The organism is Kineococcus sp. TRM81007, from assembly GCF_022669155.1.
GTDB lineage: Bacteria > Actinomycetota > Actinomycetes > Actinomycetales > Kineococcaceae > Kineococcus.
Map to the genome: position 1 here is coordinate 157,587 of NZ_JALBVB010000053.1, position 21,604 is coordinate 179,190.

Sequence of the window (21,604 nt, forward strand, 5' to 3'; positions counted from 1 at the left end):
TCGCCTTCTTCCTCGGGTCGGGCTACGCGGGCGCACTCCCACCCTACCCGCGCCCGGGAGCGGCGCGGCACGGCGCGACGCGCGCCGCGCCCGTCGTCAGCGGGCGGACGCGACCTCCCGCGGCAGGTGCACGTCGATGCGGCAGCCGCCCTGCGGGGGTGTCGGCCCCACGCGGATCGTGCCGCCGTGCAGCTGCACCGCCCACCGCGCGATCGCCAGCCCCAGCCCCGTGCCGCCGTCGGTGCGCGCGCTGCCGCGCTGGAAGCGCTCGAACACCCGCTCGCGGTCCGCGTCGGCGATGCCCGGCCCCTCGTCCTGCACGCTGATGCGCACCACCGGGCCGGCCGCGTGCGCCGACACCGTGACCGTGCCCCCCGGCGGGGAGTGCCGCGAGGCGTTGTCCAGCAGGTTCGCCACCACCTGGTGCAGCCGCGCTGAGTCCACCTGCACCGACAGGCCCTCCGGGTCCACGTCGAGCACGTAGCGGACGTCCCGGCCCGTCATCGACATCGCGCGCGTCGCCTGCCCCAGGAACGGCTCCAGCGCCAGCTCCTCGCGGTCCAGCGACACCGCCCCGGCGTCCAGCCGCGACAGGTCCAGCAGCTGCTCGACCAGCCGGCCCAGCCGCTCCGTCTGCGCCAGCGCCGTGCCGAGGGTCTCGTGGTCCGGCTCGGTGACCCCGTCCACGAGGTTCTCCATCACCGCGTGCAGCGCCGAGACCGGCGTGCGCAGCTCGTGGCTGACGTTCGCGACCAGCTCGCGGCGCTCGCGGTCCACGGCCTCCAGGTCCTGCGCCATCCGGTTGAAGGCGTCGGCCAGCTCGCCCACCTCGTCGCTGCTCGTGGAACGCACCCGCCGGGAGTAGTCCCCGGTGGCCATGGCGCGCGCGGCCGCGGTCATCTCCCGCAGCGGCGAGGTCATGCCGCGCGCCAGCAGCTGCGTGAAGACCAGCGTGACGACGATCGCCAGCGGCAGCGTGTAGCGGGGCCCGATGCGCAGCTGGTCCAGCCGCAGCCCCGCCCACACCAGCAGGGAGGCCACCGTCACCGACGCCGCGACCAGCAGCGCCAGCTTCGTCTTCAGCGAGTGCACCGGGTCCAGCGGTCGCACGTCGGGCCAGCTGCGCCGGGACGGGCGGGTCGCCGCGGCGTCGCCGCGCACGCTCTCCCGGGCCCGCACGCGCGCGTCGCGGGCCGCGCCGGTCAGCGGGATAGGCCCCGTGAGCCCCGTGCCCGCGTGCGGGGGCGGGCCCGCGCCGCGCTCGCCGCCGCTCACGGCGCGCCCTCCGCCGGGGCGGGCCCGGCGGGCTCGAAGGCGTAGCCCACGCCGTGCACCGTGCGCACCAGGTCCGCCCCCAGCTTGCGCCGCAGCGCCTTGACGTGGCTGTCGACGGTGCGGGTGCCGGAGGCGTCGGCCCAGTCCCACACCTCCTCCAGCAGCTTCTCGCGCGTCAGGACGGTGCGCGGGGACGCCGCCAGGCACACCAGCAGGTCGAACTCGGTGGGCGTCAGGTGCACCTCGGCGCCCGAGCGGCGCACCCGGCGCTGGTCGCGGTCGACCACCAGCTCACCGCCGTCGACGGGGAAGGTCAGCGTGCCGACCGCCGCGGGGGTGCCCACCAGCTGCCGGGCCCGCTCCACCCGGCGCACCAGGGCGTTGACGCGGGCGACGAGCTCACGCATCGAGAACGGCTTGGTCATGTAGTCGTCCGCGCCCACGCCCAGGCCGACGAGCTTGTCGGTCTCGTCGTCGCGCGCGGTGAGCATGAGGACCGGCACGGGCCGCGACGCCTGCACGCGCCGGCACACCTCCAGGCCGTCGAAGCCGGGCAGCATGACGTCCAGCACGACGACGTCCGGGCCCACCCGCTCGCACAGCTCCACGCCGCCGGGGCCGTCGCCGGCGGTCTCCACCGCGTAGCCCTCGGCGCGCAGGCGCCGGGCGACGGCGTCGGCGATGGTCGGCTCGTCCTCGACGACGACGGCCGTGCGGGAGGGGGTGGGAGCGCCGGCGGCGCCGCCGGCGGGGGAGGTGCCCGTGGTCATGGACCCACGGTAGGGCGCGCCGGCACCGGCGCAGCCGCGGCGGGCGCGGCGTGCACGAGCCCTCCACGCGATCCGTCCGGCCGGCCCGCACCGGCGCCTACCCTGGTCGGGTGCGTTTCCTCGACGGGCAGCGGCCCGCCCACGACCTCACCTACAACGACGTCTTCCTGGCGCCGGGCCGGTCCTCGGTCGTCTCCCGCCTCGACGTGGACCTCGCCACCGCCGACGGCACCGGCACCACCGTGCCGCTCGTGGTGGCGAACATGACGGCCGTCTCCGGCCGCCGCATGGCCGAGACGGTCGCCCGCCGCGGGGGGATGGCCGTGCTGCCGCAGGACGTGCCGCTGGACGTCGTCGCCGAGGTCGTCTCCTGGGTCAAGGCGCGCCACCGGGTCTTCGAGACGCCCGTGGTGCTGCACCCGACCGACACCGTGCACGACGCCCTGAACCTGCTGCCGAAGCGCTCCCACGGCGCCGCCGTCGTCGTCGACGACGAGCGCCGGGTCCTCGGGGTGGTCACCCCGGCCGACTGCGCGGACGTGGACCGCTTCACGCGGGTGGACGCCGTGATGAGCCCGTCCCCGGTGACGCTGGACGCCGCCGCGGTCGAGCGCGACGGGCTCGAGGCCGCCTTCGAGGTGCTGCACACCGCCCGGCGCCGCTTCGCCCCCGTGGTGCGCGACCACGGCGACGGCCCGGTGCTCGCCGGGGCGCTGACCCGCACGGGCGCGCTGCGCTCCACCGTCTACGCCCCGGCCCTGGACGCCGCCGGCCGGCTGCGCGTGGCCGCCGCGGTGGGCATCAACGGCGACGTCGCCGGCACCGCGAAGGCGCTGCTGGAGGCTGGCGTGGACACCCTCGTGGTGGACACCGCCCACGGCCACCAGGAGAAGACCCTGGAGGCGCTGGCCGCCGTGCGCGGGCTCGACCCGCAGGTGCCCGTGGTGGCCGGCAACGTCGTCACCGCCGCCGGCGTGCGCGACCTCGTGGCCGCCGGCGCCGACATCGTGAAGGTCGGCGTGGGCCCGGGCGCGATGTGCACCACCCGGATGATGACCGGCGTGGGCCGCCCGCAGTTCTCCGCGGTGCTGGAGTGCGCCGCCGCCGCCCGCCAGCTCGGCGCGCACGTGTGGGCCGACGGCGGGGTGCGCCACCCGCGCGACGTCGCCCTCGCCCTGGCCGCCGGCGCCAGCCAGGTCATGGTCGGCTCCTGGTTCGCCGGCACCCACGAGAGCCCCGGCGACCTGGCGGTGGACGCCGACGGGCGCCCCTACAAGGAGAGCTTCGGCATGGCCTCCGCGCGCGCCGTGGCCGCGCGCACGCGCGCGGACTCCCCGTTCCAGCGCGCCCGCAAGGGACTGTTCGAGGAGGGCATCTCCTCCTCGCGCATGCACCTGGACCCGGCCCGGCCCGGCGTGGAGGACCTGATCGACCAGATCACCTCCGGGGTGCGCTCCTCGTTCACCTACGTCGGCGCGCGCACGGTCGCGGAGTTCGCCGAGCGCGCCGTGGTCGGTCTGCAGTCCCCGGCCGGCTACGAGGAGGGTCGCCCGCTGCCCGCGGGCTGGTGACGACCGGTGAACGGGCCGGTGGGCACCGCCCGGGAGCGGCGGGGGGTCGTGCGGTGATCCTCGAGGGGGTGCGCCGCGCGGACGGCTCGCCCGTCGAGCTCGTCACCGGCGGTGCCGGGCCGGGCCTCGTCCTCGTGCACGGCGCCCGCCCGGCGGCCGACCACGACCGGCTCGCCGAGAGGCTGGGCGCCCGCTTCACCGTGCACCGCTACGACCGGGAGGTGGCCGGGCGCCCCGGCGTTCGCTACGCCGTGGCGGACGACGTGGCCCTGCTCGGGGCGGTGCTGGCGGCCACCGGCGCCCGCCGGGTGCTCGGGCACGGCCTCGGCGGCCTGGTGGCGCTGCTCGCCACCGGCGGGCTGCTGGAGCGCCGCATCGACCGGGTAGCCGTCTACGACGCGGTGCTGCCGCTGGACGGCGCGGTGCCGGAGGAGGCGCTGGAGCAGGCGGCGCGGGCGCTGGCGACGGGCTCGCCGGAGCTGGCGCTGGCCCACCTGGACCGGCACCTGCGCACCGGTTCCCTGGGCCTGACCGCCGCCGGGCGCTCCGAGCGGGTGCAGCGGCTCGTCGGCGGGGTGCTGGCCCGCACCGGGTGGGGGCGCTCGACCGCCGCGCGGCTGCCGCAGGTGCTCAAGGAGACCCGCGCGGGGCTGCAGCTGGACTCCCCGGTCGACGCCTACGCCGGTCTGCCCGCCCGGGCCCTGCTGCTCACGGGCGAGCGCAGCCCCGGGTACTTCCGCGTCGCCGCGACGGAGTTCGCGGCCGCCGTGCCGTCGGCGACGGCCCTGGTGGCCGGCGGGTGCGGGCACGACTCCCTGCTGCGGGCGGCGCGCCGGTGCGTGGACCCGCTGGTCACCTTCCTCTCGGGGGACACTCTCTTCTGAGGCGTGCACCGGTGAGCACCTCGTCACGAGGGCGAAACGGCGCGTCACTCGCGCGCAACGGGCGGGAAACCCGCGCGGAACGCGCCGTTGGTGCAGTGCGCCCGTGACCACCCAGCACCCCCGCCGCCGTTCCCTCCTGGCCGTCGCGGCCGGCCTGTCCACCGCCCCCGCCGCCCTGTCCGCCACCGGTGCCGCCGCCGCGAGCCCCGGTGGCGCCGCGCTGCGCACCCTGCAGCCCGGCCGCGGTCCCCGCCGCGGCACGTACGTGTCCTCCGCCGCCGAGAACGTCCTGTGGGGCCGGCTGCCCAACCGGGACACCGAGCCGGTCGCCGTGGTGCGCTCCGGCGCCGTCGTCACCCTGGACACCGTCTCCCACGAGGGCGTCCTGGAGGACCAGGGGCAGGACCCGCTGGGGTACTTCACCTCCTTCGGCGTCGACGAGCGCGACGTCCTCGACGACGCGGTGCAGATCGCGGCCCGCGTCCCGCACGACGGCCCCGGCCCCCACGTCGTCAGCCGTCCCGTCGCGGTCGCCGGGGCCGAACCGGGCGACGTCCTGAAGGTGGAGGTCCTCGACCTGGCGCTGCGCGTCCCCTACGGCGTGATCTCCAACCGCCACGGCAAGGGGGCGCTCCCCGACGAGCTGCCCGGCGCCTGGCAGGACGACCCCGCCCTCGCGGAGTACTTCAACGCCGGCGGCAACGTCAGCGTCTTCACGTCCGTGGCCGCCTCCGGCGGCGACCTCGTCGGCGTGATGCCCGGTGCCGCGGGCCCGCGCTTCCCGCTGGCGCCCTTCCTCGGCCTCATGGGCGTCGCCCGCGACACCTCGGCCGTGGTCGACTCCGTGCCGCCGACCGTCGCCGGCGGCAACATGGACGTCAAGGACCTCGTCGTCGGCTCCACCCTGTACCTGCCCGTGCAGGTGCCCGGCGCCATGTTCTTCGCCGGCGACCCGCACATGGCGCAGGGCCACGGCGAGGTGGCGCTGACCGCCATGGAGGGCTCCCTGCGGGCCACGGTGCGCCTGTCGGTGGTGCGGCCCGGCGACGGTGCGCCGCGCATCGCGGGGGAGTACCCGTTCGCGGAGACGCCCGAGCACTGGATCCCCGTGGGGCTGTCCGACCCCGACGGCCCCGACGGCGGCGGCAACGGCACCGACCTCGACGTGGCGATGCGCACCGCGGTGCGCAACGCGATGTCCTTCCTCACCGAGGACCTCGGCCTGCCCGGCCCGGTCGCCTACGCCTACCTCAGCGCCGCCGGCGACTTCCACGTCTCGCAGGTCGTGGACCGCACCGTCGGCGTGCACGCCACGCTGCGCAAGGGGGACTTCGGCGGTCGCTGACCGGCGGCGGCCCGGGTCCCCGGCGCGTTCCCCGCGCATCCCCGGCGCGCCCCGCTCGGACGGGCGCGCCGGGGGCCGGTGCTCCTAGAATCCGTGGCGCCATGGACTCATCTGAAGGGCCGCTCAGCGGCCCCCCCCACCATCCCGGCCCGGCGTCGCCCGGGGAGCCCCCGTGCTGATCGAGTGGCTCCTCCTGCTCGTCGGGGTCCTCCTCACCCTCGGCACGGCCGTGTTCGTCGCCGCCGAGTTCGCCTTCGTCACCCTGGACCGCTTCGCGGTCGAGAAGGCCGCGGAGGGCGGTGACCGCCGGGCCGCCGGCGTCCTGCCCGCGCTGAGCACCCTGTCCACCCAGCTGTCCGGCGCCCAGGTCGGCATCACCCTCACCACGCTGCTGCTCGGCTACCTCATGGAGCCCTCGCTCTCGGCGCTGCTCGAGGTGCCGCTGACGGCGACCGGCCTGTCCGAGCCTGCCGCGGCCACCGTCGCCACCGTCGCCAGCGTCGTCACGGCCACCGTCTTCTCCATGGTCGTCGGCGAGCTCATCCCGAAGAACCTGGCGCTGAGCCTGCCGCTGCCCACCGCGGGCGTCGTCGCACCGCTGCAGCGCGGCTTCACCTGGGGCGCCGGGCCCCTGATCAAGGTCCTCAACGGCAGCGCCAACCGGTTCCTGCGGGCCGTGGGCGTCGAGCCGCAGGAGGAGCTGTCCGGTGCGCGCTCCGCCCGCGAGCTCGCCTCGCTCGTGCGCCGCTCCGCGGACATGGGCACCCTCGACCCGGGCACCGCCAACCTCCTCAGCCGCACCCTCGTCTTCGGCGACCAGACCGCCGCCGACGTCATGACCCCGCGGGTGCGGATGGAGGCGGTGCGCCTGGACGACACCGCCGCCGACGTCGTCGCCCTCGCCCGCAGCACCGGGCACTCCCGCTTCCCCGTCACCGGCGACGACGACGACGACGTGCGCGGCGTCGTGCACGTCAAGGCCGCCGTCGCCGTGCCCGTCGAACGCCGCCACGAGGTGCCCGCCGCGGCGCTCATGCAGGACGTGCGCCGCGTGCCGGACTCGCTGCGCCTGGAGCCGCTGCTCCTGCAGCTGCGGCAGAAGGGCCTGCAGTTCGCCCTCGTCGTCGACGAGTACGGCGGCACCGCCGGGGTCGTCACCCTGGAGGACCTCGTGGAGGAGATCGTCGGCGACGTCTCCGACGAGCACGACCGCGACCGCGGCGGGCTGCGCCAGCACCGCGACGGCTCGTGGACGGTGCCCGGCCTGGCGCGCCCCGACGAGGTGCAGGACCGCACCGGCGTCGAGGTCCCCGAGGCGCCCGAGTACGAGACCCTCGGCGGGTTCGTCATGGCGCGCCTGTCGCGCATCCCCGCCGTGGGTGACGAGGTGGCGGTGGACGGCGGGGTGCTGCGCGTGACCCGCATGGAGGGCCGCCGCGTGGACCGGTTGCGGCTGCGCCCTCGCCCGCCGCTCACCGAGGCCGCCGCGCACGCCGCCGACAGGGCGCAGGCGGGCGCGCACCCCGCGCGGGCCGCCTCGCAGGGCGCCGCACCCTCCGGTGCGCACCCCGCCGGCGCCGGCACCGGGGGGCGCTCGTGAGCACCGGGGCGTCCCTGCTGGTGGGCGTGCTGCTGCTGTTCGGCAACGCCTTCTTCGTCGGCGCCGAGTTCGCCGTCCTGTCCGCGCGGCGCAGCCAGATCGAGCCGCTGGCCGCGACCAGCGCCCGCGCGCGCTCCGCGCTCTCGGCCATGGAGCACGTCTCCCTCATGCTGGCCGCCTGCCAGCTGGGGGTGACGCTGTGCTCCCTCGGGCTGGGGGCCGTCGCCGAGCCGGCGCTCGCGCACCTGCTCGAGCCGCTGTTCGAGGCCGTGCACGTGCCGCACGGCCTCGTGCACCCGGTCGCCGTCGTCCTCGCCCTGACCGTCGTGGTGTACCTGCACGTCGTGGTGGGCGAGATGATCCCGAAGAACCTCAGCATCGCCGGGCCCGACCGGGCGGTGCTGCTGCTGGCGCCGCCTCTCGTGGCGATCGGCCGGGCCATCGGCCCGGTGATCCGCGCCCTGAACGCTCTGACCAACGCGGTGCTGCGCCTGGTGGGCGTGGAGCCGAAGGACGAGGTCTCCAGCGCCTTCACCGTCGAGGAGGTGCAGTCGATCGTCGCCGAGAGCCAGCGGGAGGGGACCCTGGGCGACCCCAACGGCCTGGTCACCGGGGCGCTGGAGTTCTCCGACCGCAGCGTCGAGGAGATCGCCGTGCCGCTGGCGGACCTGCGCACGGTCACCGTGGGCGCCACGCCCGCGGACGTGGAGGCGCTGGTGGCGCGCACCGGGTTCAGCCGGTTCCCCGTGCTGGACGCCGCCGGGGACCTGCACGGCTACCTGCACCTGAAGGACCTGCTCTACGCCGACGACGAGCGCTACCACCAGCCGGTGCCGGAGAAGCGGATCCGCCAGCTCGGCACCCTCGGCGCCGGCGAGGAGGTCGAGGACGCGCTGGCCTCGATGCGCCGCACCGGAGCGCACCTGGCCCGCGTCGTCGACGCCGGCGGGGCGGTCACCGGCGTGGTCTTCCTCGAGGACGTCATCGAGGAGCTCGTCGGGGAGGTCAGCGACGCCACCCAGCGCGCCCGCGCCTGACGCGNGGGCGCGCCCGGGGCGTGCGGGGAGGGACGCTCAGCGGCGCGCCAGCCGGCGCCCGCTGGGCGTGTCCGCCGGGGAGTACGCCATGCCGTAGTGGGCGTAGATGCGCGGCTCGTCGTCCGGGCCCAGCTCCTCGTCGGTGCGGAACTCCGGGGCGGCCTTCACGTCGTCCTTCGCGAAGTCCACGCGGATGTCGTGCCGGCCGACCGCCGCCCGTTCCAGCGGCACCAGCACCACCTTCCTGAACCCCACCACGCCCGTCTCCACGGCCGCGAACAACCACTCGTCGGTGGCCGCGTCGACGTAGACCGAGGCCAGCGTGCCGATCTTCTGATCGGCCGCGTCGGTGACCGGAGCGCCCTTCCACTGGTTCAGGTCCTGCACGAGGATCGTCATGCCGCCACTGTGGCCGAGCCCGTCCCGGGCGGCCACCGGTGCGGTCCTCACCACAGCTCCACGAACCCTCCCGCTGCGCACCCCGTGCGGGTGCGCGGCGCGCCGGGCGCGGGGTGCGACGATGAGCGCGGAATGAGCGAGCAGAACCCCGAGCGGACCCGACTCAAGATCAACTGGGTGCAGATCGCCGGTGGCGCCCTGGCGGCGGCCACCTCGGCGGTGCTGCTGGCCGGACTGCGCAGCCTGGGGCCGTTGAGCACCCTGCTGGGCGCCGCCGTCGGCAGCATCGCGGCCTCCACGGCGGCGGCGGTCTACAACCACTACCTGACCACCAGCCAGGAGCGGCTGGCCGAGGCGGCCCGGCGCGCCCGCGAGCGGCGCCAGGACCCCTCGCCGGTGCCCGCACCGCAGGACGAGCACCCCGAGCGCGCCGACGCGCCGCCCGGCGGAGCCGGTGACCCCGCGCCGGTGCCCGCGCCCGCCCCGGAGCTGGTGCCCGCGCCCGTGACGGCCCGCCGCTTCGGTGCCCGGCACGCGGTGCTGCTCGGCGTGCTCGCCTTCGTGATCTCCGTGGGCGGCATCGCCGTCTACGAGCACGTCGGGGGCCGCAGCGTGGCCGCGCAGCGCCAGGACGTCGAGGAGGAGGTGACCACCGGCGTCCTGGGCGGCTCGCTCACGCAGGCGCCGCGCACGCCGGCCCCCGCGGACACCCCCACCGGCCCGGCGGCGAGCCCGACCGGCACGGCGAGCACCAGCCCCACCGCCACGCCCACGGCCACCGCGTCCGCGACGCGGAGCCCGGACGCCTCCGCCACCGGCGGGACGAGCACGCGCGGGGCCTCGCCCACCGCCACCGCCTCGTCCACCGCCTCGTCCACCGCGACGGCGACGAGCGACCCGGACGAGCCGGACGGCGCGGCGGACGGGGCCGCCGCGGGGTCCCCCGGGTCCTCGGGGTCCGGGGAGGCCGACGTCGTGACCGCGCCGAGCCCCGAGGCGCCCGCCGGGCCCGCGGAAGTCGTCCCCACCGCCCCCTGACCCGCGGTGGTCCCCGCCGCTCCCTGCCCCGGAGCCGCTGCCCTCAGCCCTGCTGCGGCCGCTGGTGCGGGTGCGGGCTCTCCGGCCGGGGCGCGTCGTGGCGGCGCATGGCCTGCGGGACCAGCTCGAGCATCTCGTCGGGCAGCAGGGGCAGGTCCAGCAGGCTCAGCTTCACGCGCGAGCGGCGGCCGTGGCCGGTGGGGTCCAGGCGGATGACGTGCCCCGCGTCGCGCTCGGCCCGCACCTCCAGCACCGAGCCCACGGCCAGCTCCCCGGACGCGATGCCGTCGACCTCCAGCACCGGCGGCCCGGAGGACTCCAGCAGCTCCACGCGCACCGGCTCGTCCACGCCCAGCACGATGGGCCGCCCGATCCCGGACATGGGGGCGACGGGCGTGACGACGAGGGCGTCGGCGCCGGGGGAGACCACCGGCCCGCCGGCGGCGTAGCTGTAGGCGGTGGACCCGGTGGGGGTGGCGAGCACGACCGCGTCGCAGCGCAGGTAGCCGATGCGCTGCTCCGCCACGGACAGCGCGGCCACCACGGTGCCGCGCCCGGGCGTGCGGGCCAGCGCCACGTCGTTGAAGGCGACGCACTCGTGGCCCGGGCCCTGCACGCGCAGGCACAGGTGCGGCTCCACCGTGAAGTCGCCGGCGGTGATGCGCTCCAGCGCTCCGGGCAGCTCGCGCGGCTCCAGCTCCACCAGGAAGCCCAGGTGGCCCAGGTTCACCCCCAGCACCGGGATGCGGCGGCCCACCAGCAGGCGCAGCGCGCCCAGCATCGTGCCGTCCCCGCCGAGGCTGACGACGGCGTCCACGGTGCGGGTGAACTCGTCCTCACCGACGAGGACCACGTCGCGGCCGCGCTCACCCAGGCGAGCGCCGTCGGCCCGCAGCCCCACCACCTCGTCGCCGTGCCCGCGGGCCCAGTCCACGACGAGGGCGACCTGCTCGGTCACGTCGCGGGTGGGGTGGACCACCAGGCCCAGGCGCTTGCGGTCCCGGGCCGCGTCGGTCGGTGCGGTCGGCGCGGCGGGGGGCACGTCGCCCACGCTACTGCCCACCCCGCCGCCGGCCCGCCCCCGTGCGCGGCCTCAGACGGCCACGGTCCGTCCGCGCCCGCTGCGCGCCCGCGGCACCACCAGGGGCGTGCCGGTCTCCGGGTCGGGCACCACCACGCACGGCAGCCCGAAGACCTCCTCCACGAGCCCGGCCGTGACGATCCGGGTGGGCTCGCCCTCGGCGACGACCCGCCCGTCGCGCATCGCGACGAGGTGGGTGGCGTAGCGGCAGGCGTGGTTGAGGTCGTGCAGCACCGCCACCAGGGTGCGGCCCTGCTCCTCGTGCAGCTGCGCGCACAGGTCCAGCACCTCGATCTGGTGGGCGATGTCGAGGTAGGTGGTCGGCTCGTCCAGCAGCAGCAGCGGCGTCTCCTGCGCCAGCGCCATCGCGATCCACACCCGCTGGCGCTGACCGCCGGAGAGCTCGTCGACGCCCCGCTCGGCGAGGTCGAGCACCCGGGTGGCGGCCATCGCGGCGTCCACGGCGCGCTCGTCCTCGCGCGTCCACTGCCGCAGCAGCTTCTGGTGCGGGAAGCGGCCCCGGGCCACGAGGTCGGCGACGGTGATGCCGTCGGGCGCGGTGGCGCTCTGCGGCAGCAGGCCCAGCCGGCGGGCGACCTCCTTCGACGGCAGCGACTGGATGACGGAGCCGTCGAGGTACACGTGCCCGCGCTGCGGGGGGAGCATCCGCGCCAGCGCGCGCAGCAGCGTGGACTTGCCGCAGGCGTTGGGGCCGATGACGACGGTGAACGAGCCGTCGGGCACCTCGATGCCCAGCCCGGTGGCGATGGTGCGCTCGCCGTAGGCGAGGGTCAGGTCCTCCCCTCGCAGGCGGTTGCCGCCGGGGGTCCCGGGCCCGGGCCCGGGGGTGGTGCGCGCGTCCTTCGCCAATGCTCAGCCGTTCCTCGTCGTGCGGGTCGTTGGGGTCGTTGGGGTCGTTCGGGTCGCCGTCCGGGGTGCCTCCCCGGAGGTCCGCCGCCGTCGCGGGCGGTCGCCGCCGGGGCCGGTCAGCCGCGCCCGCGGCGCCACTGCCCCACGAGCAGGTACGCCAGGTACACGCCGCCCACGGCGCCGGTGACGACGCCCACGGGCAGCTGGGTGGGGGCGAACAGGCGCTGCGCGGCGAAGTCGCTGACCACCACGAGCAGCGCCCCCGTCAGGCCCGCGGCCACCAGCCCGGGACCGACCGTCCCGGTGAGGCGGCGGGCCACCTGCGGGGCGGCCAGCGCCACGAACGCCACGGGGCCGGCGGCCATCGCCGCCAGCGCGGTGAGCGTGACGGCGAGCAGGAGCACCGCCACCCGCACCCCGTCGACCCGCACGCCCAGGGCGCGCGCGGCGTCGTCGCCGAGGTCGAGCATCCCCAGCGCGCGGCTCAGCACCAGCAGCACGGGCAGCAGCACGAGCAGCCCGGCACCCAGGGGGGCGGCCTGCTCCCAGCCGCGGCCGTTGAGGCTGCCGGTGACCCACACCTGCGCCGCCTGGGCCTCCTCCACCTCGGAGCGGGTGAGCAGGTAGCTGTTCACCGCCTGCAGGGCGGCGCTCGTGCCGATGCCGACGAGGATGAGGCGGTAGCCCTGCACGCCGCCGCCCCCGCGGGAGAGGAAGTAGACGAGCAGGGCGCTGGCGAAGCCACCGGCGACCGCGCCGACCGCGACGTCGGTGCCGCTGCCGCCGAGGACCAGCATGACGACCAGGGCACCGCTGACGGCGCCGTGGGTGAAGCCGATGACGTCGGGGCTGCCCAGCGGGTTGCGGGTGACGAGCTGGAAGACGGCCCCCGCCACGCCGAGCGCGACGCCCACGAGCAGCCCGGTGACCAGCCGCGGCAGCCGCAGCCCCAGGACGATGAACCCGTCGGCGCCCTCACCGCGCCCGACGAGGGCGCGCAGCACCCCCGGCACGCCGATCGGGTAGTCGCCGGTGGTCAGGCTCAGCGCGGACACCGCCGCCACGACCGCGGTGATCGCCAGGCACACCGCCAGGCCGCGGCCCTCCACGCGCAGGCTCACCGCGCCGCGGCGGCCCAGGCGCAGGGTGCGCCCGCGGCGCGCGCGCGCGGCGACGCCGGTCCCGGGCGCGGGCAGCGGCGGGGCGCTCGCGCGCGCCGCGGCGGGGGCGCTCACAGCTGCGCCAGCCGGCGGCGGCGGACCAGGGCGATCAGGACGGGGGCGCCGAGCAGCGCGGTCACGATGCTGACCTCCAGTTCGCCGGGGCGGACCACGACCCGGCCGAGGACGTCGCCCAGCAGCAGCAGCGCGGGTGCCAGGAGGACGGACAGGGGCAGGACCCAGCGCTGGTCGGGGCCGGTGAGGGCCCGCACCACGTGCGGCACGGCCAGGCCGAGGAACCAGATGGGCCCGGCGGCGGCGGTGGCGGCCCCGCACAGCAGCGTCACGGCCAGCGCCGTCACCACGCGGGTGCGCCCGACGCGCACGCCCAGCGCGCGCCCGGAGTCCACGCCCAGGGCCAGGGCGTTCAGCGAGCGCGCCTGCGACAGCGCCAGGGCGATCCCCACGGCGAAGAACGGCAGCATCTGCCAGAAGACGTCCATGTCGTGGCCGGTGAGGGAGCCGACCTGCCAGAAGCGGAAGCGGTCGAAGGTGGACTGGTCCAGCAGCACCTGCGCGGTGGTGTAGGCGGTCAGGGCGGCGCTGACGGCCGTGCCGGCCAGGGCCAGGCGCACCGGCGTGGCGCCGCCGCGCCCGGCCGATCCGAGCACGTACACGGCGACCGAGACCACGGCGGCGCCCAGCAGGGCGGCCCACACGACGCTGAGGCGGGAGGTCAGCCCGAACACCCCCACGGCGGTGACCATGGCCGCCGCGGCACCGGAGTTCACCCCCAGCAGCCCGGGGTCGGCCAACGGGTTGCGCGTCAGGGCCTGCATGAGCGCCCCGGCCAGTCCCAGCGCGGCGCCGACCGCGATGCCCAGCAGCGTCCGGGGCACGCGCAGCTCGCGCACCACGAGGGCGTCCTGGGAGTCCGAGGTGCCGCGCAGGGCCTCCAGGACCGTGCCCAGCGGGACGTCGCGCGAGCCGACGGCGAGGCTGGCCAGGACGGCCACCGCCAGGACGGCGCAGGACAGCAGCAGGGCGGTGGTCCGCCGGGTGCGGCCGGTGCGCCGGCTCGGGGTGCCGCCGGCGGGGACGGCCGTGGCCGTCGGTGGGCTCGTCGCGGGTGCCACGAGAGGTGAGGTTAGCCTGCCATCACCAGCGGGGCAGGGGGTGCGCGTCGCCCTGGACCGCCCGGGATCGTGAACCGCGTCACGTCAGCGCCGCTGCCGGCGCGACGGCGGGGAAGAACGCGCGGCCACGGCCCGTTACCCTTGACGGAGCGGGACGCCGTCGGCGCGCCCGCGGTCGAGTGTTCAGCGCGCGGTGCCCCGGTGTTCCCGGCAGGCGCCGCGGCGCGCAGGTCCCTCGCACGGCGCCACGGCGCCCGGGCGGGTGCGGTCGGGCACCACGGCCGATCCCCGTCGTCCCGAGAGGCACCCGTTGAACCCCTCCGCGCCCAGCGGCACCCGCACGTCCACGTCCTCGTCCTCCGTCCCCGGCCAGCGCCCGCCGCGCCGCCGCGCCCGCGGCGGCGGTGTGCCCACCCCCCGCGCCGACGCCACCACCGCCGCGCCCGCCCCGCAGGCCGTCGCGGCCGCCGCCCCGCCCGCCGGTCAGGTCGCCGACGAGCGCTCCTTCGCCGAGCTGGGCGTGCCCGCCGCGCTGGTGGACGTCCTCGCCGCCGACGGCGTCACCGCGCCGTTCCCCATCCAGTCCGCGACCCTGCCCGACTCCCTGGCCGGGCGCGACGTCCTCGGTCGCGGCCGCACCGGCAGCGGCAAGACCATCGCCTTCGCGCTGCCGCTGGTGGCGCGCCTGGCCGCCTCCGGCACCCCCCGCCGCACCACCCGCCCGCGCGCCCTGGTGCTGGTGCCCACGCGCGAGCTGGCCAACCAGGTCTCGGCGACCGTGACCCCGCTGGCGAAGGCCGTGGGGCTGCGCACCGCCGTCGTCTTCGGCGGTGTCGGCCAGAACCCGCAGGTCAGCGCGCTGCGCGAGGGCGTCGACGTGCTCATCGCCTGCCCCGGGCGCCTGGAGGACCTCATCCGGCAGGGCCACTGCCGCCTGGACTCCGTGGAGGTCACGGTCCTCGACGAGGCCGACCACATGGCCGACCTGGGCTTCCTGCCCGGCGTGAAGCGCCTGCTGGACACCACCCCGGCCGGCGGTCAGCGCCTGCTGTTCTCCGCCACGCTCGACAACGGCGTGGACGTGCTGGTCAAGCGGTACCTGTCGCAGCCGGTGACGCACTCGGTGGACCCGGCCGTGGCGCCGGTGTCCACGATGGAGCACCACGTGCTGGAGGTCAGCGCCGACGGCAAGGCGGCGCTGGTGCGCGAACTGGCCTCCGGCCAGGGCCGCACGGTGCTGTTCACCCGCACCAAGCACGGCGCGAAGAAGCTCGCCAAGCAGCTCACCGCCGCCGGCACGCCCGCGGTGGACCTGCACGGCAACCTCAGCCAGAACGCCCGCGAGCGCAACCTCGGCGCCTTCTCCGAGGGTTCGGTGCGGGTGCTCGTGGCCACCGACATCGCCGCGCGCGGCATCCACGTCGACGAGGTCGGCCTGGTCGTGCACGTGGACCCGCCCACCGAGCACAAGGCGTACCTGCACCGCTCCGGGCGCACCGCCCGCGCCGGCGCCGGCGGCACCGTCGTCACGGTGGCCACCCCGGACCAGCGCGGCGACGTGCGCACCCTGGCCCGCCAGGCCGGCATCTCCCCGCGCTGGACGGCCACCGCTCCGGGCGCCGACGTCGTGGACGGGCTGGTCGGCCCGCGCGCGGCGTGGGTGGACCCGGCCTCCTCGCCGGTGCCGACCGCCCCGCCGCAGCCCCAGCGCGCCCCGAAGCAGCGGACCCAGCAGCCGGCGCAGCAGGCGGGCGCCCGTCAGGGGCGCGCCTCGCAGGCGCCGGCGGGCCGGGCGCAGCAGCCGCGCCCGCAGCGCGCCGGGCAGCCGGCCACCGCGGCGGACGGCGCCGCGCCGCGCCGTCGCCGTCGCGGCGGCCGCGGTCGCGGCGGGGCCGCCCCCACCGCCTGACCGCCCCACCCCCGTCCCTGCGCCCTCCGGGGGGCGGGGACGGGGAGACTGGCCCCGTGCTGCCGCCCGGACTGCTGGACTCCCTCCCGGTCGGCGCCGTCGTGCCGGACCTGCTCGCCGCCCTGTCCACCGCGGGGACCGCGGTGCTGCAGGCCCCGCCCGGCACCGGCAAGACCACCCTGGTCCCGCTGGCGCTGGCCGGTGCGCTGCCCGGTCGGGTGCTCGTCGCCGAACCGCGCAGGGTGGCCGCCCGCGCCGCCGCCGCCCGGATGGCGGCGCTGCTCGGCGAGCGGGTCGGCCAGAGCGTCGGCTACGCCGTGCGGGGGGAACGCCGCACGGGCCCCGGCACGCGCGTGGAGGTCGTCACCACCGGGCTGCTGCTGCGGCGCCTGCTGGCCGCGGAGGACCTGCCGGGCGTGTCCGCGGTCCTGCTCGACGAGGTCCACGAGCGGCAGCTGGAGCTGGACCTGGCGCTGGCGCTGTGCGTGCAGGCCCGTCGCCTGCTGCGCGAGGACCTGGCGCTGGTCGCGGCCTCCGCCACGATCGCGCCCGGCCGGCTCGCCGCGCTGCTGGGCGAGGAGGGCGGCGCGCCCGCCCCGGTGGTGACCGCCACCGCCGCCGTGCACCCCCTCGACGTGCGGTGGTGCCCGCCGCCGCGGCCGGTGCGCCCGCCGGAGGGGCTGCGCGTCGACCCCGCGCTGCTCGACCACGTCGCCCACCTCGTGCGCGACGCCGTCGCCGAGCGCGACGGCGACGTGCTGGTCTTCCTCCCCGGGGCGGGGGAGATCGCCGCCGTGCGGCGCCGGCTGGGCGACCCGCCCGGCGCGGACCCCGGCCCCGGCGTGGACGTGGTCGTCCTCACCGGTGGGCTGGGTGCGCGTGAGCAGGACGCCGCGCTGCGCCCCGGTCCGCGCCGCCGCGTCGTCCTCGCCACCGCCGTCGCCGAGTCCAGCCTGACCGTGCCGGGGGTGCGGGTCGTCGTGGACGCCGGCCTGGCGCGGGTGCCGCGCGTGGACCACGCGCGGGGCCTGTCCGGCCTGGACACCGTGCGCGTCTCGCGGGCGGGCGCCGAGCAGCGCGCGGGCCGTGCCGCGCGCGAGGCGCCCGGCACGGTGCTGCGGGCGTGGTCGGCCGCCGAGCACGCCCTGCTCGTGCCCGAGGCCGCCCCGGAGATCGCCACCGGGGACCTGGCGCCGTTCGCGCTGACGGCCGCCTGCTGGGGCGAGGTGGCGGACCTGCCGCTGCTGGACGCTCCGCCACCGGGCCCGCTGGCCGCCGCCCGCACCCTGCTGCACCGCCTGGGCCTGCTGGACGCGGCCGGGGCGGTCACGCCCGCCGGCCGTGCCGCCGCTGCCGTCGGTGCGCACCCGCGCCTGGCGCGCGCCCTGCTGGACGGTGCCGGGCTCGTCGGTGCCGGGCGGGCGGCGGAGGTCGTGGCGCTGCTGGGCGAGGACGTGCGCGGGCCCGGCGACGACCTGGTGGCCGCCTGGCGCGCCGCGCGCGCGGGACGGTTGCCCGGTGCGGAGCAGTGGCGCCGCGAGGTGCGCCGGCTGCGCGCGGCCGCCCCGGACGCGGCCGCCGGTGGGCCGCCCGACGACCTGCCCGGCGACCTGCCCGACGACCTGGCCGCCGGGCTGGTGACCGCCCTGGCCTTCCCCGACCGGGTGGCCCGCCGCCGCGGCGGCGGGTGGGCCTCCACCGGCGGCCCCCGCTTCGAGACCGGGCCGGGCTCCGCGCTCGCGGGCACCGACTGGCTCGCCGTCGCCGTCGCCGACCGCGCCCCGGGGCGCGCCTCGGCCCGGGTGCGGGCCGCGGCGCCGCTGACGGAGGAGCTGGCCCGCGCCGTCGTCGCCCCCGTCGTCGCCGACGAGGTCGCCTGGCGCGACGGCGACGTGGTGGCCCGCCGCGTGGAGCGGCTGGGGGAGCTGGAGCTGTCCGTCCGCCCGCTGCCGCAGGCACCCGGCGAGCTCGTGGCCGCCGCCGTGGCGGAGGGCCTGCGCCGGGAGGGGCTGGGGCTGCTGCGCTCCACCCCCGCGGCGCGCTCGCTGCGGCAGCGCGTGGCCTGCTGCCGCGCGGCCCTCGGTGAGCCGTGGCCGGACCTCGGCGACGAGGCGCTGGCCGCCGACCCGGCGGCGTGGCTGGGGGCCGAGCTGGCGCAGGTGCGCTCGCGCGCCGACCTGGCGCGGATCGACGTGGCGGCGGCGCTGCGCCGGGTGCTGCCCTGGGAGGTGGCCGCCCGCCTCGACGAGCTGGCCCCCGAGGCGCTCCCGGTGCCCAGCGGCCGGCGCGTCGCGCTGGACTACGCCGACCCGGCCGCCCCGGTGCTGGCGCTGAAGCTGCAGGAGGCGTTCGGCTGGCGCAGCGGCCCGCGCGTGGTCGGCGGTCGGGTGCCGGTGCTGCTGCACCTGCTGTCCCCGGCCGGGCGGCCGCTGGCGGTCACGGCCGACCTGGAGTCGTTCTGGCGCACCGCCTACGCGGCGGTGCGGGCGGAGAACCGGGGTCGCTACCCCAAGCACCCGTGGCCGGAGGACCCCCTGACCGCCGAGCCGACGGCCCGCACGAGCGCCGCCCTGCGCCGGGCCCCCCGCTCCCGCTGATCCTCCCTTCGCCCTCCTCGCCCGGGCGGGAACGGTGGTTCCCGCCCGGTGCGCGCCGGGGGTGCCACCGCGCGCGGCGACGCGCGGGACGCCTACGATCACGGACTGTGACGCGACCGGGGACGCGACGGGCGGCGGCGGCCGTGCGGCGGTGCCTCGGGTGAGCCCGGCGCTCGCAGCCGTCGACGTGGTCGTCGTCGGAGCCGGTCAGGGCGGGCTGGCCACCGCCCACCACCTGCAGCGCGCCGGTCTGGCCCCCGGGCGCGGTTTCGTCGTCCTGGACGCGGAGGACGCCCCCGGGGGCGCGTGGCGGCACCGCTGGCCGACGCTGACGATGGCCCGCGTCAACGGCGTGCACGACCTGCCGGGGCTGTCGCTGCACCGGGCCCTGGGGCCGGTGGACCCCCGTGCCGCCGCCGCCGAGGTCGTCCCGGCGTACTTCGCCGCCTACGAGGAGCTGCTGGGCCGGCCCGTCCGCCGGCCGGTGCGGGTGCGGGAGGTGCGTGCGGCCGGGCCGCGCCTGCTCGTCGCCACCGACGGCACCACCTACGCCGCGCGCGCCGTCGTCAACGCCACCGGCACGTGGCGGCGGCCGTTCGTGCCGTACTACCCCGGCGCCGGCGCGTTCGAGGGGCGGCAGCTGCACACCGCCGACTACCGCGGCCCGGCGGAGCTCGCCGGGTGCCGGGTGGTGGTCGTCGGTGGCGGCGTGTCCGCGGTGCAGCACCTGGAGGAGCTCACCGGGGTGGCGGCCACGACGTGGGTGACCCGGCGCGAGCCGGAGTTCGTCGACCCCGACGCCGCGGGCGGCCTGGACGTCGAGGCGCGCCGCGCGGCGGTGGCGCGCGTGGCCGAGCGGGTCGCGGCGGGCCGCCCGCCGGGCAGCGTCGTGTCCGCCACGGGCCTGGTGCTGACCCCGGAGCTGGCGGCGTTGCGCGCGGCCGGCGCGCTGCGCCGGCACCCGCCGTTCGAGCGGGTGCTGCCGCGCGGGGTGCGCTGGGCGGACGGCGCCGAGCAGCGCGCCGACGTGATCCTGTGGGCCACCGGGTTCCGGCCGGTGCTGGACCACCTGCGCCCGCTGCACCTGCGCGAACCCGGTGGCGGGATCCTCGTCGAGGGGACCCGCGCGGTGCGCGAGCCCCGCCTGCACCTGGTGGGGTACGGGCCGTCCGCCTCGACGCTGGGCGCCTCCCGGGCGGCCCGCGAAGCGGTTCGGGAGGTGCTGGCCCTGCGCTAGCGGTCCGCTGCCCGACACCACGCCGATCTCATCGAATGAGATCGGCGTCTCGAAACGTGGACACTCCGTGCGCGGGCCGGGCAACCTGCGGGCATGACCACCGCCGCCCGGGGCCCCGGGTACGTCCACGGCCACGCCGAGCCGGTGCGCCGCTCCCACGGCCGCCGCACGGTCGCGAACTCCGCCGCGTTCCTGCGCCCGCACCTGCGCCCGGGGCTCTCCCTGCTCGACGTGGGCTGCGGCGTGGGGACCCTCACCGCCGACCTGGCCGCGCACGTCGCCCCCGGCCGGGTGGTCGGCGTCGACTCCTCCGCCGAGGTGCTGCACGCCGCCCGGGAGGCCGCCGACGCCCGCGGCGCCGCCGTCGAGCTGCGCACCGCCGACGCGCACGCGCTGCCCTTCGCCGACGGCGAGTTCGACGTCGTCCACGCCCACCAGGTCCTGCAGCACCTGCCCGACCCGGTCGCCGCGCTGCGCGAGGTGCGCCGCGTCTGCCGTCCCGGTGGCACCGTCGCGGTGCGCGACGCCGACTACGCCACCGTCCACTGGTACCCGCAGACCCCCGGCCTGACGGCCTGGCTGTCCGGGTACCGCGCCGCCGCCCGCGCCTCCGGGGGCGATCCCGACGCCGGTTCCCGCCTGCTCGGCTGGGCGCGCGCCGCCGGCTTCTCCGAGGTGCTGCCCTCGGCGTCGGTGTGGGTGTTCGCCACGCCGGACGAGCGCGCCTGGTGGGGCGGCACCTGGGCGCAGCGCACCGAGACGGCCCCGCTGGCGGACCGGCTGCGCGGCGGCGGTTTCAGCGACGGTGACGTGGCCTCGGCGGCGCAGGCGTGGCGGGAGTGGGCGGCCGAGCCGGACGGCTGGACGACGATGGTCCACGGCGAGCTGCTCTGCCGCCCCTGACGCGCACCCGGCGGCGTCAGCCGATCGGTTCCACGGCGGCGAACGGGGCGGTGACCACGCCGGCGGCCGTCTGCACGTGGTAGCGGGTGCGTGCCCGGCGCAGCACCCGTCCCGTCAGGCCCGCGTACCGGCCGGTGCCCAGCAGCCGCACCGCCGCCCCCGCCGGCAGCGTCGGTGCGGCCGGGACCGGCGCGAGCGGTGGGCCGGCGCGCAGGGCGAGCCAGTCGGCCAGGTACCGCTCGCCCAGGGCGTGCGCGGGCACCTCGCGCCCGTCCAGGTGCCAGGTCAGCAGGTGCTCGGGGGAGAAGCCGCGCGCGCAGGCACCGCAGGCCAGCGGCAGCGCCGGCCTGCGGTGCCGGGTGACGGCGTGCCCGGCCGGGCACACCCCGCGCCAGCGCCCCGGCGGGCGCGGCGCCGACGTGGTGCGGGTGCCCGAGCAGCCGATGCGCCGGGCGGCCGCCCGCCACACCGCGTCGTGGCCGTGGCGGGTGCCCACGAGCGCGTGGGCGACCTCGTGCAGGACGGTGTCGCGGACCTCCGCCGGCGAGTGCAGCAGCGTCAGCGGCGCGCTCAGCCCGATCTGCCGGCGGTCCTCGCGGCAGACCCCGGCCCGGGTGCGGGCGCGGTCCAGCACGACGGTCCACCCGGCGAGCCCGTGCTCGGCCAGCAGTCCCTCGGCCATCGCGACCGCCTCCCGCAGCTCCACGCCGTCCATCCTGCCGCCCGCACGCCGTGGCCCCGCGCACCGTCGTCCCCGCGCCCGCTCCTCACCCCCGGNGGGAAGTGGCGACT

The 21,604-nt window shown here is 78.0% G+C and carries 18 protein-coding genes; 10 read left to right on the plus strand and 8 right to left on the minus strand.

Going from position 1 to position 21,604, the window contains the following annotated elements:
* Nucleotides 1-96 precede the first annotated feature (96 nt).
* Nucleotides 97-1,275: a HAMP domain-containing sensor histidine kinase gene (locus MN205_RS12270; protein ID WP_242127627.1), complete on the minus strand. Its 1,179-nt coding sequence runs from the start codon at nt 1,273-1,275 to the stop codon at nt 97-99.
* On the minus strand, nt 1,272-2,045 hold the full coding sequence (locus MN205_RS12275) for a response regulator transcription factor (protein ID WP_242127629.1): 774 nt from the start codon (nt 2,043-2,045) through the stop codon (nt 1,272-1,274). Before MN205_RS12275 ends, MN205_RS12270 begins: the two co-directional genes overlap by 4 nt.
* A 110-nt stretch (nt 2,046-2,155) precedes the next feature.
* Between MN205_RS12275 and MN205_RS12280 the strand changes: the two genes are divergently transcribed.
* From MN205_RS12280 to MN205_RS12300, 5 genes are all read left to right on the plus strand, one after another.
* Nucleotides 2,156-3,616, plus strand: coding sequence for a GuaB1 family IMP dehydrogenase-related protein (locus MN205_RS12280; protein ID WP_242127631.1), 1,461 nt, complete (start codon nt 2,156-2,158; stop codon nt 3,614-3,616).
* Nucleotides 3,617-3,669: 53 nt separating this feature from the next.
* A complete protein-coding gene (locus tag MN205_RS12285; protein ID WP_242127633.1) occupies nt 3,670-4,500 on the plus strand; it encodes an alpha/beta fold hydrolase in 831 nt (276 codons plus the stop codon).
* A gap of 103 nt (nt 4,501-4,603) precedes the next feature.
* The gene (locus tag MN205_RS12290; RefSeq protein WP_242127636.1) at nt 4,604-5,845 is read left to right on the plus strand and encodes an acetamidase/formamidase family protein; all 1,242 of its coding nucleotides are present in this window, start codon (nt 4,604-4,606) and stop codon (nt 5,843-5,845) included.
* A 175-nt stretch (nt 5,846-6,020) separates the two neighbouring features.
* On the plus strand, nt 6,021-7,445 hold the full coding sequence (locus tag MN205_RS12295) for a hemolysin family protein (protein WP_255819402.1): 1,425 nt from the start codon (nt 6,021-6,023) through the stop codon (nt 7,443-7,445).
* Nucleotides 7,442-8,482, plus strand: coding sequence for a hemolysin family protein (locus MN205_RS12300; RefSeq protein ID WP_242127640.1), 1,041 nt, complete (start codon nt 7,442-7,444; stop codon nt 8,480-8,482). Before MN205_RS12295 ends, MN205_RS12300 begins: the two co-directional genes overlap by 4 nt.
* A 36-nt stretch (nt 8,483-8,518) precedes the next feature.
* Here MN205_RS12300 and MN205_RS12305 read toward each other — a convergent pair whose 3' ends face one another.
* Complete coding sequence (locus tag MN205_RS12305) at nt 8,519-8,881, minus strand: PRC-barrel domain-containing protein (protein ID WP_242127642.1); 363 nt, start codon at nt 8,879-8,881, stop codon at nt 8,519-8,521.
* 132 nt (nt 8,882-9,013) lie between these two features.
* On the opposite strand from MN205_RS12305, the gene MN205_RS12310 reads away from it, so the two are divergent.
* The gene (locus MN205_RS12310; protein ID WP_242127644.1) at nt 9,014-9,919 is read left to right on the plus strand and encodes a hypothetical protein; all 906 of its coding nucleotides are present in this window, start codon (nt 9,014-9,016) and stop codon (nt 9,917-9,919) included.
* A 43-nt stretch (nt 9,920-9,962) separates the two neighbouring features.
* Here the strand turns inward: MN205_RS12310 and MN205_RS12315 are convergent, their stop codons facing one another.
* The 4 genes from MN205_RS12315 to MN205_RS12330 all read right to left on the minus strand — a co-directional run bounded on the left by MN205_RS12315 (nt 9,963) and on the right by MN205_RS12330 (nt 14,166).
* Nucleotides 9,963-10,961, minus strand: a complete 999-nt coding sequence (locus tag MN205_RS12315) for an NAD(+)/NADH kinase (protein ID WP_242127646.1) — start codon at nt 10,959-10,961, stop codon at nt 9,963-9,965.
* Between the two features lie 51 nt (nt 10,962-11,012).
* The gene (locus MN205_RS12320; RefSeq protein ID WP_242127648.1) at nt 11,013-11,870 is read right to left on the minus strand and encodes an ABC transporter ATP-binding protein; all 858 of its coding nucleotides are present in this window, start codon (nt 11,868-11,870) and stop codon (nt 11,013-11,015) included.
* A 116-nt stretch (nt 11,871-11,986) separates the two neighbouring features.
* Nucleotides 11,987-13,105, minus strand: a complete 1,119-nt coding sequence (locus tag MN205_RS12325) for an iron chelate uptake ABC transporter family permease subunit (protein ID WP_242127650.1) — start codon at nt 13,103-13,105, stop codon at nt 11,987-11,989.
* Nucleotides 13,102-14,166, minus strand: a complete 1,065-nt coding sequence (locus MN205_RS12330; RefSeq protein WP_242127652.1) for an iron ABC transporter permease — start codon at nt 14,164-14,166, stop codon at nt 13,102-13,104. Before MN205_RS12330 ends, MN205_RS12325 begins: the two co-directional genes overlap by 4 nt.
* A 310-nt stretch (nt 14,167-14,476) precedes the next feature.
* Between MN205_RS12330 and MN205_RS12335 the strand changes: the two genes are divergently transcribed.
* From MN205_RS12335 to MN205_RS12350, 4 genes are all read left to right on the plus strand, one after another.
* A complete protein-coding gene (locus MN205_RS12335) occupies nt 14,477-16,075 on the plus strand; it encodes a DEAD/DEAH box helicase (protein ID WP_255819203.1) in 1,599 nt (532 codons plus the stop codon).
* 56 nt (nt 16,076-16,131) lie between these two features.
* On the plus strand, nt 16,132-18,672 hold the full coding sequence (gene hrpB / locus MN205_RS12340) for an ATP-dependent helicase HrpB (protein WP_242127654.1): 2,541 nt from the start codon (nt 16,132-16,134) through the stop codon (nt 18,670-18,672).
* Between the two features lie 151 nt (nt 18,673-18,823).
* Nucleotides 18,824-19,909, plus strand: a complete 1,086-nt coding sequence (locus MN205_RS12345; RefSeq protein WP_374115922.1) for an NAD(P)-binding domain-containing protein — start codon at nt 18,824-18,826, stop codon at nt 19,907-19,909.
* Between the two features lie 93 nt (nt 19,910-20,002).
* On the plus strand, nt 20,003-20,812 hold the full coding sequence (locus MN205_RS12350) for a methyltransferase domain-containing protein (RefSeq protein ID WP_242127658.1): 810 nt from the start codon (nt 20,003-20,005) through the stop codon (nt 20,810-20,812).
* A 16-nt stretch (nt 20,813-20,828) separates the two neighbouring features.
* Here MN205_RS12350 and MN205_RS12355 read toward each other — a convergent pair whose 3' ends face one another.
* The gene (locus MN205_RS12355) at nt 20,829-21,518 is read right to left on the minus strand and encodes a SprT-like domain-containing protein (protein ID WP_242127660.1); all 690 of its coding nucleotides are present in this window, start codon (nt 21,516-21,518) and stop codon (nt 20,829-20,831) included.
* Nucleotides 21,519-21,604 lie beyond the last annotated feature (86 nt).